The sequence below is a fragment of the Paenibacillus agaridevorans genome, assembly GCF_003112455.1.
Classification (GTDB): Bacteria; Bacillota; Bacilli; order Paenibacillales; family Paenibacillaceae; genus Pristimantibacillus; species Pristimantibacillus agaridevorans.
In genome coordinates this window covers 53,024-67,502 of sequence record NZ_BDQX01000403.1, presented here as the reverse complement: position 1 = coordinate 67,502, position 14,479 = coordinate 53,024, and the positions used below count along the sequence as shown (strand labels likewise).

The following is a 14,479-nucleotide window of genomic DNA, read 5'->3' as shown; positions in this document are numbered from 1 at the left end:
ATGGATATTTGGGGATTTTTATTTGTGCATGTTCTAGAATTAATCGACAGTCTCAAAAATCGGGCTATAGCTCGTGTCCAGCTCCAGCTTCGTCCGCGCCCAGGCTAAGTCGCCCTGCGCGACTGCTTCTTGGCGGGGACCCAAATATAGGCTGCGACGGCGCAAAGGATCGACAGGATCCATGGGAGATACTTTAATCCCTTCAACCAAGCAGATTGTCCTAACATCAAGTAGGCGGTGATGGCGATAACCTCGCTGACGATAATGCCGCCTATAAAACCAACGATTAGTCCTGCGATTGCAAACAACGTTTTTCTGAACATGTCCGTTTCCCCAATTAAAAAGTAATGTTTACTCCCGTTTATCCGTTCCTTATATCTAAAAAATGCAGGCGTTGCAAAATGCCCACGAAACGGGTGGCATATCTCTACAAAATACCCATGATACGCGGGGCATATCTCTGCAAAATGCCTACGGTACGGGCGGCATATCTCCAAAAAAATGCCCACGATACGCGCCCATTTCTCTGCGTGAATGTACATGCATCAGCCGGGCCGGGCGCTAATCCGGCAAATTGCCCGACTTCGTACCAACGCGATACGGCGTCGTGACGCCCTCGTAATTAATCATCATCGACATGCCGTTCGCCGCGTGGCCGAGATTGTGGCAATGCTCCATCCATAGGCCGGGGTTGTTGGCTTGAAACGCGATTTCGTATTCGTCGCCCTGAAAGAGTAAAACGCTGTCGGCGTATACAGGGCTTCCCGTCAACGGCTTGCCGTTCTTCGTAAGCACCTTGAACAGATGGCCGTGCATATGCATGGGATGCTCTGCGCCAAACTCGTGCTTAAGTGTGATTTTGATCCATTCGCCTTCCTTGACCATAAGGGGAGGGATCTCATGGAATCGCTTGCCGTTGATGTCCAGCAGACCGAGTACGAGCTCGTATTCGCGGTCGAACGTCATGTCGGCCGTAATGCCGTCATCAAGCGGCGTGCCGTAGGAGGCGAGATCGAATTCGGCGCCTTTTTTGTCGAGCAGGGCGGGTGCGGTCCCTTCCCCAAGCGTAACGCGCAACGCTTCTTTATTCCGGCTGTACACCTCGACTTGGCCGCTCTGAGGCATGGTCAGCAGCACGTCATAACGTTGCCCGCCTCCGATCGGAATCCATTGATCCCGGATGACGTCCGGACCGTTTAGATCCTGTCCGTCCATCGAGACGACTTGGAAATCCGCTCCAGCAACGCCCATCCATTGCACCTCGCTGGAGCTATTGATCAGGCGGAGCCGAATACGCTCCCCGGGCTTCGCGGCAAGCGTGTCGCCTTCACGCTTGCCGTTGGTCAGCCAATGCTTGTCGGCAAGCTTTTGCAACGTGACCGCGTAGTCCCTATCGTACCGAAGAGAATCCTCGCGGGGCTCCACGATTAGTCTGCCTATCAGGCCCTTTTGAGCCTGCTCGGAGCTTTGCTGATGCGAGTGGTACCAGTACGTCCCGGCATGCCTCGCTATGAATTCGTACGTAAAGGATTCGCCGGGGCTGATCGCGTCTTGCGTCACGCCGGCGACGCCGTCCTGCGAGCAGGGGAGGACGATGCCATGCCAATGAATGGTGACGCCGTTGTCGATATCCTTGTTGTTAAGGTTGACAATGACGCGGTCCCCTTGTTGAACTCGAAGCTCGGGACCGGGCGTCGTCCCGTCAAAGGTCCAGGCGGAGACGGTTCGGCCGCCGATATCGACCTTCGTCTTATAGGCCGTCAGATCGAAGGCCGAAGTTGGCGCAGAGGACGACGCCTCCGTCATGTCTGCACAGGAGGAGCCTCCCTCGATTGCCGTGCCGCTTCCGGAGTTCATCTGCCCGGCATGATCGGCATGATCGGCATGACCGCTCATATCGGCCATATTGATCTCCTCCGGATATTTCAGCTTATACATGCCGCAGGCCGCCGTTACGAGGGGAAGCAGCGCCAAGAGGGCGGCGATGCAGAGCATCGGAACCAGCGGGGATCGTAGTCGTTTCATCTATGATTTCGCCTCATTTCCTAAGTGGATGTACCGATTGTAGCAATGAAATGTTGTGAACCTGTGACGAAGTTTTTCGCATTCCGTGAAATTGCGGAGAGAGGTTATTCTTTTTTTGACAAGGCGATTCCGGAGCTCTAACATACAACCTAGAAGCACAAGGCTAGAAGCACAAGGTGAAACGACTGTCGCCTTTTCGCGGCGAAGCGCGTTACATTCCGGGAAAAATCGAAAAAGGATGCCGACTTCGTTTCTGTATTTTCAACAAAGGGAGGATCTTGAATGGCGCATACGCTACTGCTTGTAGATGACGAACAGAAGGTATTGGACTTCGTGGAGCCTTACCTGAAGGGGGAAGGGTATGTCGTGGTAACGGCAAAGACGGGCCTTGATGCGCTTCGTCTGGCGAAGGAACATAAGCCGGAGCTTGCCATTTTGGACTGGATGCTGCCGGAAATGAGCGGCATCGACGTCTGTCGGGAGCTGCGTCGCGAGACTGCGATGGGCATCATCATGGTAACGGCCCGGACGGACGAGACGGACAAAATTGTGGGGCTTGAGATGGGTGCCGACGATTACCTGACAAAACCTTTTTCTCTAAGAGAGCTGCATGCGCGAATCCGAGCGGTTCTGCGGCGGATGGAGGGAGCGGGGGGCGACAAGGAGAGGATCCTGCAAAGGGGCGAGCTCTCGATTTCGGAGTCGCAATGCAGAGTCTGGAAGCAGGGCGAGGAACTGACATTGACGCCTACGGAGCTGAAGCTGCTTCTGACGCTGGCGGCGAAGCCGGGCATCGTGTACAGCCGGCTGCAGCTGCTTCAGGCTGCGCTGGCCGAGGATCTGCTCAACGACGAGAGAACGGTCGACGCACACATTAGCCGCATTCGCAAAAAAATCGAAGCGGATCCGTCAAGCCCCGTCTATATTCAAACGGTGTACGGCTTCGGCTACCGGTTCGGCGGCGGTGCGTCCTCATGACCGTTCGGCGCAAGCTGTTCCTCGCGATGGCAGCGCTGGTCGCGAGTTTGAGTCTCATTCATATCCTGATTGCCGTATTCGTCGTAAACGGGGCGTTAAAATATATGGATATCGCGAATCGCGACGAAGAGATCGCCCATCTGGCGGACCGGCTATTGGACTACTATAACGCTCACGACAAAACATGGAGCGGCATTGATGCAACGAACCAGTTCTCATCCGATGACGCTGGTCCGCTCGAGACCAGCTTTCTCCTGCTATCGAAGAATCGGGAATTGCTGCTTCTAGCCGGCTCCCGCAATGAAGCCGAGATCCGAGCATTCGGAGAGAAGCATGACCTCCTTGCAGATGGAGTCGAAGTCGGCATTTTATATTACTACCATCCCGAGGCGGCTAATCTGGCCAAGCTCCAATACGGGATCGGAAGCTCCGTGACGGTCATTCTGCTGGCATTTTCGGTTATTCTGCTGCTTGTGTCTTTAATCGCGGCTTATTGGCTTGCCAAACGGATAACAGCTCCTCTTCAGGCGCTCGTACCCGCCATCGATCGGTTGGGCAGCGGGGAGCTTGGCGCCCAGGTACCTGTGCTCGGCAAGGATGAGTACGGTAAAGTTGCCGAGTCGTTTAATGCGATGTCGACTCAACTGGAGCGAACGGAGATGGCCAGAAGGAGTCTGGTGGCGGACGTTGCGCATGAGCTGCGGACGCCGCTGACCATCCTGCAAGGCCAGCTGGACTTGCTTCAGCAGCAAGGGAGAGCCGCCGAACCCCATGAGCTGTTATCGCTGCAGGATGAGCTGATCCGGCTCGGCAAGCTGGTTAACGATCTGCATCAATTGTCGATGGCGGAAGCGCACAAGCTTGTGTTGGATCGTAAACCGGGGTCGCTGGAAGAGCTGCTGGGACGGATCTTGAACCGATACGGCGAGGAAGCAGAGGAGCGCGGGATGACGCTCATCCTGGAGGACCGAAGCGGCAACCCTCAGCTATGGCTGGATTGGGATCGCATGACGCAAGTATTCCTAAACTTGATCGGGAACGCGATGCGTTATACGCCTGACGAAGGAACGATCACTGTCGAGATCAGCGCTGAGCTTGAACCTGCCGGCAGCGAAGCATCGGTGGTCGTTGCAGCCATTGCGGATACGGGCCCGGGCATAGCGCCGGAGCATCTGCCTTATATTTTTGACCGATTCTATCGCAGCGACGATGCTCGGGATCGTAACAGCGGGGGGATGGGACTCGGACTTGCCATTGCCAAAGAATTTGTCGCCGTTCATGGGGGCTCAATTGAAGTTAAGAGCAAGCTTGGGATCGGTACAACGTTCATCGTGAAGCTGCCCGCCAGCCAAAAAAAATAATGATTTATGGTTCGCAGGCGTTGTCCCGTGAATAGGATAATAACACATTAGGCGACGAGGGGGCCTTTCGCATGAACATGCCAACGCCGAATTCTTCATCACGGGACGCCATGCCGCTGGCCGAGTAATATGGAACCTGCAATTACATGCCGCTGCCCATTGTTATTGCAAAATGGGAAGGGATCCGTGTCACCGTTCCGCAGGGCAATCGGTTCATGTTATATATCGACTGGGACGTTATCCGCATCAAGCGAGTTTTGGAATCTGCCACTCCGTAGCTGCCTGTAAAGTCATCATGGGAGGATGAGCGGCATGAACATTTCGCGGGATAAAATATCGGTAATCCGGGTGCCGTTCGGTTTGGGAGGCGCCATTGCCGGTACGGAACAGGGGCCGACGAGCATACTGGCGGCAGGCTTGCTGGATGAATTGAAGCATCTGGCTCCGCATGGGGTGAGCTGTGACGAGGTACGGCTGGAACAACCGCATCGGGACGCCGACAGTGAGGATACGAATTCAGAGACAGTTTATGCGAACAGCGGTCTTAACCTGTCGCCGCGAAGCCGACAAGACGGGATCATCAAATATGAGCCGCAAGTGAGGGCGATGAGCGAACGAACGGCGGATCGCGTGGCGCGAGCCGCCCTGTACGGAAGCTTTCCGCTTGTGCTTGGCGGTGACCATAGCGTAGCGATAGGTACGCTTGCCGGCATGTCTCGCGTATACGACAAGCTGGGGGTGATCTGGGTGGATGCGCACGGGGACTTGAACACGGAGCATACTTCTCCTTCCGGCAACGCTAACGGTATGGTGCTCGCGATCGCAACGGGGCTCGCTGCATTCAAACAGACCGATATCGGACAGACGAGACGGCTTCTGCGCAATCGGAATATCGTTCTCGTGGGCATCCGGCAACTTGACGATGGGGAGAAAACCTTGATTCGCTCGCATGGTATTCATTGTTTTACGATAATGGACATCGATCGGCTCGGTATCCAGGAAGTTATCGAGCGCGCGCTTCTGCTGGCAGGCAACGATTCGGACGGCATTCATCTTAGTCTCGACATGGATGCGCTGGATCCTGGAGAGGCCCCCGGCGTCGGGACGCCCGTGCATGGCGGACTTACATTCCGGGAAGCGCGGCTCGCGATGGAGGGATTGGCGGCCAGTCGCGCCATCGCTTCTATGGATATCGTAGGAGTGAATCCGCTGAAGGATAAAGAAAGCCGAACGTCCGGACTGGCAGTAGCGCTGGCAGCGGCATTTATGGGCAAACGTATTCTATGATTATTTCTATACGACTAGGGAGGTCCATGCGGCGAATGACTGCATGGGCCTCTTGCTCATTTCCAGGTCCATGGATAGAATTTCCCCTGATGGCAGAGACTACTCGAGATAACTTAATCTTGGGCATCTATTTGCCGTCGGTGGTGATTTGATGAATTCGCTAAATAGGAAGGGACAATCGAATAGGCAAAAGTCCGAGTCGATCAGCGTCAACCATACGCTGGAGGAATACGAGAGGATGGAGCTAAACGGCGATCTCGACCAGCTCGACACAATCATGCAGGAGACAGTCGGCGAAAGCGCCGACTTCTCCGTTCGCCGCTTCCGCATCTTTGGACATTATTCCGCGGTCATATACTGCTTCTCCCATATGGTGCAGCAGACGATGCTGAACGAAGAGATCATGAAGCCTCTTATGAATGTGCCCAGTCACTTAAATCCCGAATTGCTTGTTAGGGAGGAGCTGGCGGAGTTTCTTGTCAATGAGACGTTGTACCATTGCGGCGTCGAAACCGAGAAAATGATGGACAGGTTATTAAGCGCGGTGCTTGCGGGTGATACCGTCATCGCGATCGAAGGCGTGAAGGCGGCTCTTCTAATATCTACCCGGGGCATCGAGAAAAGAGGCATCGAGCAGCCGGCAACCGAGCAGGTTATACGAGGTCCGCGCGAAGGCTTTATTGAAACGCTCGGCACTAATCTGGGATTGATTCGTTATCGGCTGCAATCCACGCAATTGCGGGTGGAATCCATGGAGATCGGCCGGCGAACCAAGTCCAAGGTTGCCCTCTGCTACTTGCGCGATATTACGGATCCCAACCTTCTAAAGGAGCTGAAACGCCGGCTTTCGAACATCGACATCGACGGCATATTGGATTCCGGATATTTGGAGCAGTTCATCGAGGATAATAAGTGGTCGCCGTTCCCACAGGTGCAGTACACGGAGAGGCCGGACAAAATCGTAGCGAATTTGTTGGAAGGCCGGGTCGCCATCCTCGTGGATGGATCACCGCTGGCTCTTGTCGTGCCGACAATCTTCGCGCAATTCTATCAGACGGTAGAGGATTACACAGAGCGGTTTCTGCTAATGAGCGCTATCAGATTGGCTCGGCTTGTAGCGTTAATCTTCTCCCTCGTGTTTCCCGCGTTGTACGTAGCCGTCATTTCGTTTAACCCCGAGTTGATTCCTACGGAATTTGCGGTTGCGGTGGCTGGCGGCAGGGCTGGCGTTCCATTCCCGGCGGTCGTGGAGGTGCTTATCATGGAGGTGTCCATGGAAGTGTTGCGCGAAGCGACGATACGGCTTCCGCAGCAGGTAGGCGGCGCGCTCTCCATCGTCGGCGTGCTCGTTATCGGACAAGCGGCCGTAGCTGCCGGTTTCGCGAGCCCCATCACCGTCGTCATCATCGCGCTTACGACGATTGGTTCTTTCGCCACCCCGGCTTACAACGCAGCGCTGGCGCTTCGATTGCTTCGGTTTCCTCTCATTTTCATGGCGGGCACGTTCGGACTCTACGGCGTCATGATCGGTTTAATCCTCATCGCCAACCACATGCTTTCGTTAAAATCGTTCGGCGTCCCTTATCTTAGCCCGATCGTTCCAGGCAACTTTCAAGGGATGAAAGACGTGCTCATTCGCAGTCCTCTTAGTTGGATGAATAGAAGGCCGTCCTTCCTGGCACCGCAGGATGATGTCAAGCTTCGCCCTCCTCAGAAACACCAGGACGGAGAGCAGCCGGACGGGGACCAATCAAGCTGAGAACGATCCCAACAAACAAAGCGGAAAGGAGATATCTGTTCCATGAACGATTCCCAATCCCCTGATTCGAACCGTTCCATTACAGTCTTCCAGGCTACGGCCATTCTTGTAAGCACCATTATCGGCGTCGGCGTTTTGCCTCTGCCGCTCTTCGCGGCGAACGCGGCCGGTTCTGCCGCGCCGCTCGTCACGCTTCTCGGCATGCTCGTTGCTATGGCAGGGCTTTCGGTCATCACTTGGCTGGGCGTACGTTTTCCCGATCAGACGATCATCCAATATAGCCGCAGCGTGCTTGGCAAGTGGGGAGCGGCGATCGGAAGCTTCGTGATCATTCTGTTCTTCGCGATCTTGACATCGCTGACCGCACGGGAATTCGGCGAAGTGGTCGTCACGACGGTTCTTAAGACGACTCCCGTAGAAGTGACGGTTATCTGCATGCTGCTGCTGGCGGCAGCTGCCGTGCGCAAGTCGATCGTGCAGTTCGCGTATATGCATAACTTCTACTTCCCCTTCCTTCTTGTCCCGTGCCTGCTGATCGCGTTCCTTTCGCTCAAAAATGCCGAGTTGCTTAATCTGGAGCCTATCATCTCGACCCATTCCGGCAAGGTAGTATTGGGTATGCTGACTGTTGGCGGATTATTCCAGGGCTCCTTTATCATTACCATGATCATTCCGTCCATGCGCAAACCAGAAAAGGCGATGAAAGCAAGTTTTTTTGGAATAGCTATAGCAGGGGGCTTATATCTGATCATTGTCACGGCGGCTGTCAGCGTGTTCGGTTCAGAAGAAATCAAGATGCTGTTATGGCCCACTCTTGAGCTCGCGAAAGCGACTTCGTTGCCCGCCAACGTACTGGAGCGATTGGACGCAGCCTTCCTGGCGGTGTGGGTAACTGCCGTTTTTACGACGCTGCTGTCCAGTTATTTCCTGACGATCTATGCCATGAAACAACTTTTTGGAATGAAGGAGCACCGCACCTTGTCCTTTGTCATGCTGCCCTTCATCTATTTCATGGCGATGCTTCCGCAGAACGTCAAGTATATGTATCGCATTATTGAAGACGTGGGTCGTTACGGCTTGTTGGTGACGGTCGTCTACCCCTTTATTCTGCTTCTTTTGGCGTTGGCGCGAAGGAAGAAAGGGGCGCAGGCATGAGCGGCATGGCGAAGACGAGGCTGATAGCGACCGTATTGGTCCTGCTTCTGTTTATGCCATTGCTCGCCGGCTGCTGGGACAGGCTTGAGATCGATGACAGAGCGGTCGTGCTGGGCGTTTCCATCGATGAAGTCAGTAACCAAGAGGGCGAGGAAGAGGAGCAAGAGGTATCGCATGTAAAGGGCTCCCTGCCTCCGCCAAGCAAAGGGATGGTCCGCATCGGTGTTCAAATCGCTCTGCCTGGTCGCATCCCGCTCGGTCCCGGCGAAGCTGGGGGAGGCAATGGGGAAACGAAAGATACCGTCTGGGTCATCAGCGTCGTAGGCCATACCGTCGACGATGCGTTCATGAACCTGCAGCAGCAAATTTCGGCTCGTATTTTTTTCGGCCATCTGAGAGTCATTGTATTATCCGAATCCGTAGCCAAAAAGGGAATCGAGAATATTAACGACTTCTTTCGGCGCAACCCGGAGGTTCGTCGAATGGCTTGGATGATGGTGGCCAAGGGCCGCGCGGAGAAACTTATAGAAGCTTCTCCCAAGCTGGAGCGCGTGCCTACGTTATATTTGATGTCGACTCTGGAGAATTCGATCCGCATGGGGAAGTTTCCGAAGAATTACATTGGACAGTTCTGGAGCAATTCGTCGAAGCTGGGTCAGGAAGGATTTCTGCCTTATATAGATATAAAGGAGAACGAAAACGTGGGCGTGCAAGGGCTCGCGTATTTCCGCGGCAATCATTTGGTCGGAACGACCAAGCCGGCGGAGATTTCGGGGTTTCTGGGCATTAGAGGAGTCAATCCTGCGGGATACCGGGCAGTCGTCCAGCTAGAGAAGGACAATTCCAACAAGACGGTTATGACGAACGTCACGCACCGTTATTCCAGAATCAATCTGGACATCAAGGACGGCCTGCCCCGTTTTCGCATTTTGGTGGAGCTTGAAGCCAATCTGGAGGAGAAGATCAACGGAGAGTTATCCATTGACGATCCCGAAACGATACGGCGAATCGAGCAAGTACAGAGCGAGACCTCCGCCGTGTTCTACCAGAACGTCATCCGGCAGACCCAGCTCAAGGGCTCCGACATTTTCGGCTTCGGCGAGCAGGTTCGGGCGAAGAAGCCGGGTTATTGGAATAAGAACATCGGGTCGAAGGAGAAGTGGCAGGAGATGTACAAGCGGCTTGAATTCGATATCGATGTTAACGTGAAGATCAGAAGGGTCGGTATGAACGCGATGTAAGAAAGGGGATCCGATATGGAAGTAGGCGTGCTGACGATCGGCGTTTCGGGATACCTCTGTCTGCTCTGCGCAGCCTGCGGCCTGTTCCTGCTCACGATCGATGTCGCGATGGCGGACAGGGGGAGCAAGGATTACAGGACCGCTAAGGCTTTCGGCTGGATTCATCTCGTATTGGCGGCGGCCTGTCTGTTGCTGTTGTGGTTGTTGTAAAATGAACGGCTACACGTAAACAGGTTCTTTATAAATAGGTCTTGCGATTTATACGCAAGGTCTCTTTGCATTTACCACATAAACGTATATGTTTCCGAGCTTGCCTTGGATGTGAAATTACGAGCTTGCGCGGCAGCTTTTTTGAGTCTTATAGCCGGAAAACTGCGTATAAGAGGAGAGCTTCGATGGCGATAGGAAGAACATGGAGGTGCATACCACTGAAGAAGAAGAGCATAGTCGTCCTTGTTTGCCTGGCTGCCGTTCTGCTGTTGTTGACGATGTTTATCATTGATTCGAGGTCAGGCGATAACAAGCAGCCGCTTCTTGTGGAGGGGCAGGGCGTTGCCATTACGGTTGAACGGTTCCAATCCTATAAGGCAAATGCGGAGCTTGCCGCGACGGTATCGGACTTCGCGGTGCCGAGCGACGAGGAAATACTGGACGAGCTGACGGCGACCGAGCTTGCTCTTGCCTTTGCCCGGGATAAAGGGTTAACGGCCACGAAGGAAGAGATAGATTCCGTCATTGCCAACGAAAGGGCGGCGCTGATGGATGCGGATTCCGAGAGCGGGCCTGCGGCGGAGCTGATGCAGCGGCGAATCGACAAGACGGGGCTGACGGAGGAAGCGTTCTGGTCCAGCGAAGAGACCAGGGCGAACTACGAAAGGGCGGTGCTGCTTGGCGAGTTGGCCGCGCTCCTCATAGACGAGGGCTCCATCGGCGATTATTTCGAGTTCGGCGACTTCCAGCGGGAGCTTCTGGAGCAGCGGAGAGCCAACATCCGAACGGATTGGTCGTTATTGAAGAATGACAAGACGTATTAACGCTCCCCTATCATTCGAACACATTTGGGATTAGCCGGTATTGTTGTCGCAGAAAGGGGCGCTGCCGTCAAACGGCGGAGCCATTCGAGGCCGCCTTGGAAGCAAGCTCGGCGCGATCCTGCCCCCGCCGAATGAATAACCATACGCCTGACAGGATGAAGACGCCGGCAACCAACTGATAGCCGGTCAACGCTTCTTTTAGCAGCACCCAAGCGAGAAGCGACGAGATGACGGGCTCACCGAGCACGGACATGGACACGGCGGTCGCGTTCATATATTTGAGCAGCCAGTTGAACAAATAATGTCCGAACAGGGTTGGCACGATGGCGAGCAGCAGAAACAGCCCCCATTCTTGTCCGGAGTAGCCCGTAAACGGATTGCCGACAGCGACGTTGTAGACGGCCAGCGCGGTAGCGGCGAACAGGAACACCCAGAAGTTGTAAGGGAACGCTCCTACGCTGTCGCGGAGACCTTTGCCGATCAGCATATGCGCAGCCACAGCGACGGTTCCGAAGAAAGAGAGAATATCGCCCGCCAGCGCATCGCCGGACAGACTGAAATCGCCGGCCCCGATCATAACGGAGCCGATGATGGCGATGCCCATGCCGGCCAGCATGGCGGAATTGGCTTTTGTCTTATAGATCCAGTAAGAGCCCAGCATAACAAGAACGGGCTCAAGCGTAAGAATGACGGTGGAGCTTGCGACGGTCGTCAGGCGCAGGGAAGCCATCCAGAGCAGAAAATGAAGGCCCAGCATAAGACCGGAGGCCCCCAGCATCAGCCATTGCTTCCTCGTAAGCGCGAACAGCTCGCGACGGTATTTCCAGGCAAACGGCAGCAGGAGCAGATTGGTCAGATACAGCCGGTACATGGCAATGACGGCAACGTCGGCTTGAGACCATTTGATAAAGATGGAAGAGAACGAGATGGCTACAATGCCTGCTACATAAAGAAGCTCATATGTGGTAATACCTTTCGTGCTGCGATTCATGAGGTTTAGCTCGCTTTCGGTCATGTAATGAAGTCCATATTTGAATATAGCTTATGGACGGGGCTGTTTGCCAGAGCAATTTTTGGTTAAATGACGAGATCGACGGCACCCCGATTCTCGAGAGACGTGTAAAAAGGCATAAAAAGACGGGCTCCTTCAAGCATGAAGAGGAGCCCGTCTTTTTTGAAAGATAAGAAAGTAAATCACATACAACCCACAAAAGCATGAAAATCTAAAGGACACCAGCGACGCTATTTGCCCGTTTTTTGACCTCTACCCAATCTAACGGACAGGCAAGACTCTATTTCGTCGAAACCAAACCATTAGACGTTCGGATGATGCATATAACGATGAAACTAACGATGCTTTTTCGTGTTTTCGGCGATGCTATCCTTCCTGTAGGTGAAAACGGGCAGGATTTCGTCGTCTTCGCCGGCGCACTGTTCCAACGTATAAACATAACGCTCGGAGTTTTCGCGAAGTTGAATGTTTTGGCAAATAAACTCCTGTTTCCCTTTGTCGGCTCCGGAGCTCATTCCGTCCCGTGTATTGTCGATCGTCCACGTGATGGTTCTGCCGTTAGAATGTACATCATGGATCCAGTAACCTCCATCGAAAGCTGGAGGAATGAGTAACAAATAGTCGCCCTTGCCTTCCCGATGGCGATGGACCATCTCGTTCAGGCGTTCGATGTCGGCTTGATTGAAGCGATGGAGGATGTTGTTCCACTCCGCATGCTGATGCCGATCGGCCTTTAGCCACATATAAGCAGCTGCCCCGGCCCAGACCGTCAATAGGACAATCAATGCTCCCAAGAGCGTCCCCGTTCTTCTTCTCATGTGTAATCCCCGATTCGGCGTGTCTGCAGTCCGCTAGCTTAAGTCCGCTTACTTGAGCGCTTTATTCTCCCAATTGAGCTGTGCCTGGAACCGATGCTTCTTGAGCTCATCTGCAGATGGATTTGGCATGTTGTCGGCAGTCTTTACGATGACAAGCCTGGATTCGTCGTTCCAGCCGACATCCGCCCCAAATGTCTCCAGTACAAGTCTTGCAGGGACGTAGGTCCTGCCGTTTTTGATCCGCGCTGGAGCTTCCAGCTTCTTCGTTTCGCCATTAATTATGGCTGTATCGGAATCTACGGTCAGCACGATGGTCGTGCCGTCTTTGCTTGCGGTTACTTTGCGCGCCACGGGATCCCAGCCGATCTTGGCTCCCAGCTTTGTCAACAGCTCCCGGAATGGAACAAGCGTATAGGCATTCTGAATAAAAGGTTCGTTCTCTAGTCGCAGCAGCTCGTTATCCCAGAGGAACGCGGCAGCATATCCTACCTTGACGAATGGAGCAGCCTGCTCGAGCCATTCTCCTGCGTCGGGCAGAGGCTTCTCAAGGGGATGATTTAAGAAATCCAGCCATGCGCCCGTATTCGCGTCGATGGATGGCTGCAGACCTTCCTGGAAGAAGTTGATCTCCGGCTTCAAGCGCAGCTTGTAGGCCAGCTTGCCTCCCACGTATTCCAGATTTAAATCATACATCGACAACAATCGTTTTTTGGCCAAAACGCTGGAATAGGCGGGTTTGATTTTTTCCGGAATCGTCGGGTTCTCCCATTGATATTCCTTCGGGAACTTGCCGTCGTAGGTCATCAAATATTGAGGATGCAGCGCATAGATAAGCCTTGGCTGCTCGGGATCGTAAATAGCCTGCCATTTCAAAAACGGATCAACAGCGGAATAGAAGCGATTGGCTGCTTCATTCAAAGTAATTAGGCCGGCGGCATTTTGGGCGGAATTCGGACTATAGGTTTGCTCTTTCCAATAAACCGAATAGGCTCGGACGTCGCCCGTTACTCGGTCAACAGTCACATAGCCTCCGTTTGAACCGTCGCGAATTCCGTTGTGGGAACGGTCGTAGCGAATGATATGCATTCTGGCCGTATGGAATTCTCTGCCTGCGATATAATCGGAGATGGGATAAGGATCGTCCATCCATTGGACATCCAGCGTCCAGTTTTGTTGCTCTACGAATTTGGAGGCGATATCCCGTACTTCTTCGACAGTAAACTTAAAGGTGCTTTCATCGTTAGGATCGCTGGGATACTCCACGACGTAATCCGATTGCAAGCTTGCGGCATACTCCGTAACCTTGCCGTCTTTTGCTTGCAATTTAATGAAGCCAGCCAAGTACGGGTTAGTCGTTCTAGGGAACGATTTTTCTCCCCTGAACGTGATTTCCCAAATACCGTCAACAAGCTTGGCGTCTGCTTTCGCAGCTGCGGGAATAAGATGAAGCGCATTGGCCCGATCGATGGCTTGGGCGGCGGTATCGATCTTAACCGCGGCGACTTCCGCCGCATAAGCGGCAGGTACGGGAGCTGCGGCCAGCACGGCTCCAAAAGAAAGCGAAACGGCTAGCAGAGTTTTGGCTAATTTGTGTGTTATCATCATTTTCCACTCCTACCATTGATGAGGAATAATTGCTCTACAAATAGACGTGGCTAGAAAGGAAAGGTTGCGCTAAAAAAAATTGGTATTGAAGCTCGGATGCAAAAAAGCAGCTATTCGTCGCGAGAATAACCAACTTCTCGCAGAACAGCTGCAACTTTGTTAATTGCTATGGAACGGAAAAAGCAGGTCGGCCTGTTTCCTTTG

13 protein-coding genes are annotated in these 14,479 nt (G+C 53.7%); 8 read left to right on the top strand and 5 right to left on the bottom strand.

What is annotated here, in order from left to right; all coding sequences use genetic code 11:
• Window positions 1–104: 104 nt before the first annotated feature.
• Together PAT3040_RS31705 and PAT3040_RS31700 are read right to left on the bottom strand one after the other, a co-directional pair.
• On the bottom strand, window positions 105–323 hold the full coding sequence (locus tag PAT3040_RS31705; protein ID WP_108995825.1) for a DUF5957 family protein: 219 nt from the start codon (window positions 321–323) through the stop codon (window positions 105–107).
• 238 nt (window positions 324–561) lie between these two features.
• Window positions 562–2,025, bottom strand: coding sequence for a multicopper oxidase family protein (locus PAT3040_RS31700; protein WP_108995824.1), 1,464 nt, complete (start codon window positions 2,023–2,025; stop codon window positions 562–564).
• Window positions 2,026–2,307: 282 nt separating this feature from the next.
• Here PAT3040_RS31700 and PAT3040_RS31695 point away from each other — a divergent pair, with 282 nt between their 5' ends.
• The 8 genes from PAT3040_RS31695 (at window position 2,308) to PAT3040_RS31660 (ending at window position 10,840) form a co-directional block, all read left to right on the top strand.
• Window positions 2,308–3,003 carry a response regulator transcription factor gene (locus PAT3040_RS31695; protein WP_108995823.1) on the top strand — a complete coding sequence of 232 codons (696 nt, stop codon included), beginning with the start codon at window positions 2,308–2,310 and terminating at the stop codon, window positions 3,001–3,003.
• The gene (locus PAT3040_RS31690; protein WP_108995822.1) at window positions 3,000–4,364 is read left to right on the top strand and encodes a sensor histidine kinase; all 1,365 of its coding nucleotides are present in this window, start codon (window positions 3,000–3,002) and stop codon (window positions 4,362–4,364) included. The genes PAT3040_RS31695 and PAT3040_RS31690 overlap by 4 nt, the downstream gene beginning before the upstream one ends.
• Before the next feature lie 312 nt (window positions 4,365–4,676).
• Window positions 4,677–5,651 (top strand): arginase, encoded by a 975-nt coding sequence (gene rocF / locus PAT3040_RS31685; protein ID WP_181376960.1) that lies wholly within the window; start codon window positions 4,677–4,679, stop codon window positions 5,649–5,651.
• Window positions 5,652–5,802: 151 nt separating this feature from the next.
• Window positions 5,803–7,410 carry a spore germination protein gene (locus PAT3040_RS31680; protein ID WP_108995820.1) on the top strand — a complete coding sequence of 536 codons (1,608 nt, stop codon included), beginning with the start codon at window positions 5,803–5,805 and terminating at the stop codon, window positions 7,408–7,410.
• Between the two features lie 42 nt (window positions 7,411–7,452).
• Entirely contained in the window at window positions 7,453–8,565 is a 1,113-nt protein-coding gene (locus tag PAT3040_RS31675; RefSeq protein WP_108995819.1) for a GerAB/ArcD/ProY family transporter, read from the top strand.
• Complete coding sequence (locus PAT3040_RS31670) at window positions 8,562–9,806, top strand: Ger(x)C family spore germination protein (RefSeq protein WP_108995818.1); 1,245 nt, start codon at window positions 8,562–8,564, stop codon at window positions 9,804–9,806. The genes PAT3040_RS31675 and PAT3040_RS31670 overlap by 4 nt, the downstream gene beginning before the upstream one ends.
• 15 nt (window positions 9,807–9,821) lie before the next feature.
• Complete coding sequence (locus PAT3040_RS31665) at window positions 9,822–10,016, top strand: CLC_0170 family protein (protein WP_087569856.1); 195 nt, start codon at window positions 9,822–9,824, stop codon at window positions 10,014–10,016.
• A gap of 185 nt (window positions 10,017–10,201) precedes the next feature.
• A complete protein-coding gene (locus PAT3040_RS31660) occupies window positions 10,202–10,840 on the top strand; it encodes a SurA N-terminal domain-containing protein (RefSeq protein WP_108995817.1) in 639 nt (212 codons plus the stop codon).
• A 67-nt stretch (window positions 10,841–10,907) separates the two neighbouring features.
• On the opposite strand, the gene PAT3040_RS31655 is transcribed toward PAT3040_RS31660, so the two are convergent.
• The 3 genes from PAT3040_RS31655 to PAT3040_RS38205 form a co-directional block, all read right to left on the bottom strand.
• Window positions 10,908–11,831, bottom strand: a complete 924-nt coding sequence (locus tag PAT3040_RS31655; protein ID WP_108995816.1) for a DMT family transporter — start codon at window positions 11,829–11,831, stop codon at window positions 10,908–10,910.
• A gap of 356 nt (window positions 11,832–12,187) precedes the next feature.
• Window positions 12,188–12,670 (bottom strand): DUF4362 domain-containing protein, encoded by a 483-nt coding sequence (locus PAT3040_RS31650; RefSeq protein ID WP_108995815.1) that lies wholly within the window; start codon window positions 12,668–12,670, stop codon window positions 12,188–12,190.
• 48 nt (window positions 12,671–12,718) lie between these two features.
• Window positions 12,719–14,272, bottom strand: a complete 1,554-nt coding sequence (locus PAT3040_RS38205; protein ID WP_219930342.1) for a copper amine oxidase N-terminal domain-containing protein — start codon at window positions 14,270–14,272, stop codon at window positions 12,719–12,721.
• Window positions 14,273–14,479: the final 207 nt, after the last annotated feature.

What these genes read in the sequence shown, in the direction of transcription:
- PAT3040_RS31690 (WP_108995822.1), top strand. Translation starts at nt 3,000, where the DNA reads ATGACCGTTCGGCGCAAGCTGTTCCTCGCGATGGCAGCGCTGGTCGCG.
- PAT3040_RS31660 (WP_108995817.1), top strand. Translation starts at nt 10,202, where the DNA reads ATGGCGATAGGAAGAACATGGAGGTGCATACCACTGAAGAAGAAGAGC.
- PAT3040_RS31655 (WP_108995816.1), bottom strand. Translation starts at nt 11,831, where the DNA reads ATGAATCGCAGCACGAAAGGTATTACCACATATGAGCTTCTTTATGTA.
- PAT3040_RS31650 (WP_108995815.1), bottom strand. Translation starts at nt 12,670, where the DNA reads ATGAGAAGAAGAACGGGGACGCTCTTGGGAGCATTGATTGTCCTATTG.
- PAT3040_RS31705 (WP_108995825.1), bottom strand. Translation starts at nt 323, where the DNA reads ATGTTCAGAAAAACGTTGTTTGCAATCGCAGGACTAATCGTTGGTTTT.
- PAT3040_RS31665 (WP_087569856.1), top strand. Translation starts at nt 9,822, where the DNA reads ATGGAAGTAGGCGTGCTGACGATCGGCGTTTCGGGATACCTCTGTCTG.
- PAT3040_RS38205 (WP_219930342.1), bottom strand. Translation starts at nt 14,272, where the DNA reads ATGATAACACACAAATTAGCCAAAACTCTGCTAGCCGTTTCGCTTTCT.
- PAT3040_RS31680 (WP_108995820.1), top strand. Translation starts at nt 5,803, where the DNA reads ATGAATTCGCTAAATAGGAAGGGACAATCGAATAGGCAAAAGTCCGAG.
- PAT3040_RS31670 (WP_108995818.1), top strand. Translation starts at nt 8,562, where the DNA reads ATGAGCGGCATGGCGAAGACGAGGCTGATAGCGACCGTATTGGTCCTG.
- PAT3040_RS31675 (WP_108995819.1), top strand. Translation starts at nt 7,453, where the DNA reads ATGAACGATTCCCAATCCCCTGATTCGAACCGTTCCATTACAGTCTTC.
- PAT3040_RS31695 (WP_108995823.1), top strand. Translation starts at nt 2,308, where the DNA reads ATGGCGCATACGCTACTGCTTGTAGATGACGAACAGAAGGTATTGGAC.
- rocF (WP_181376960.1), top strand. Translation starts at nt 4,677, where the DNA reads ATGAACATTTCGCGGGATAAAATATCGGTAATCCGGGTGCCGTTCGGT.
- PAT3040_RS31700 (WP_108995824.1), bottom strand. Translation starts at nt 2,025, where the DNA reads ATGAAACGACTACGATCCCCGCTGGTTCCGATGCTCTGCATCGCCGCC.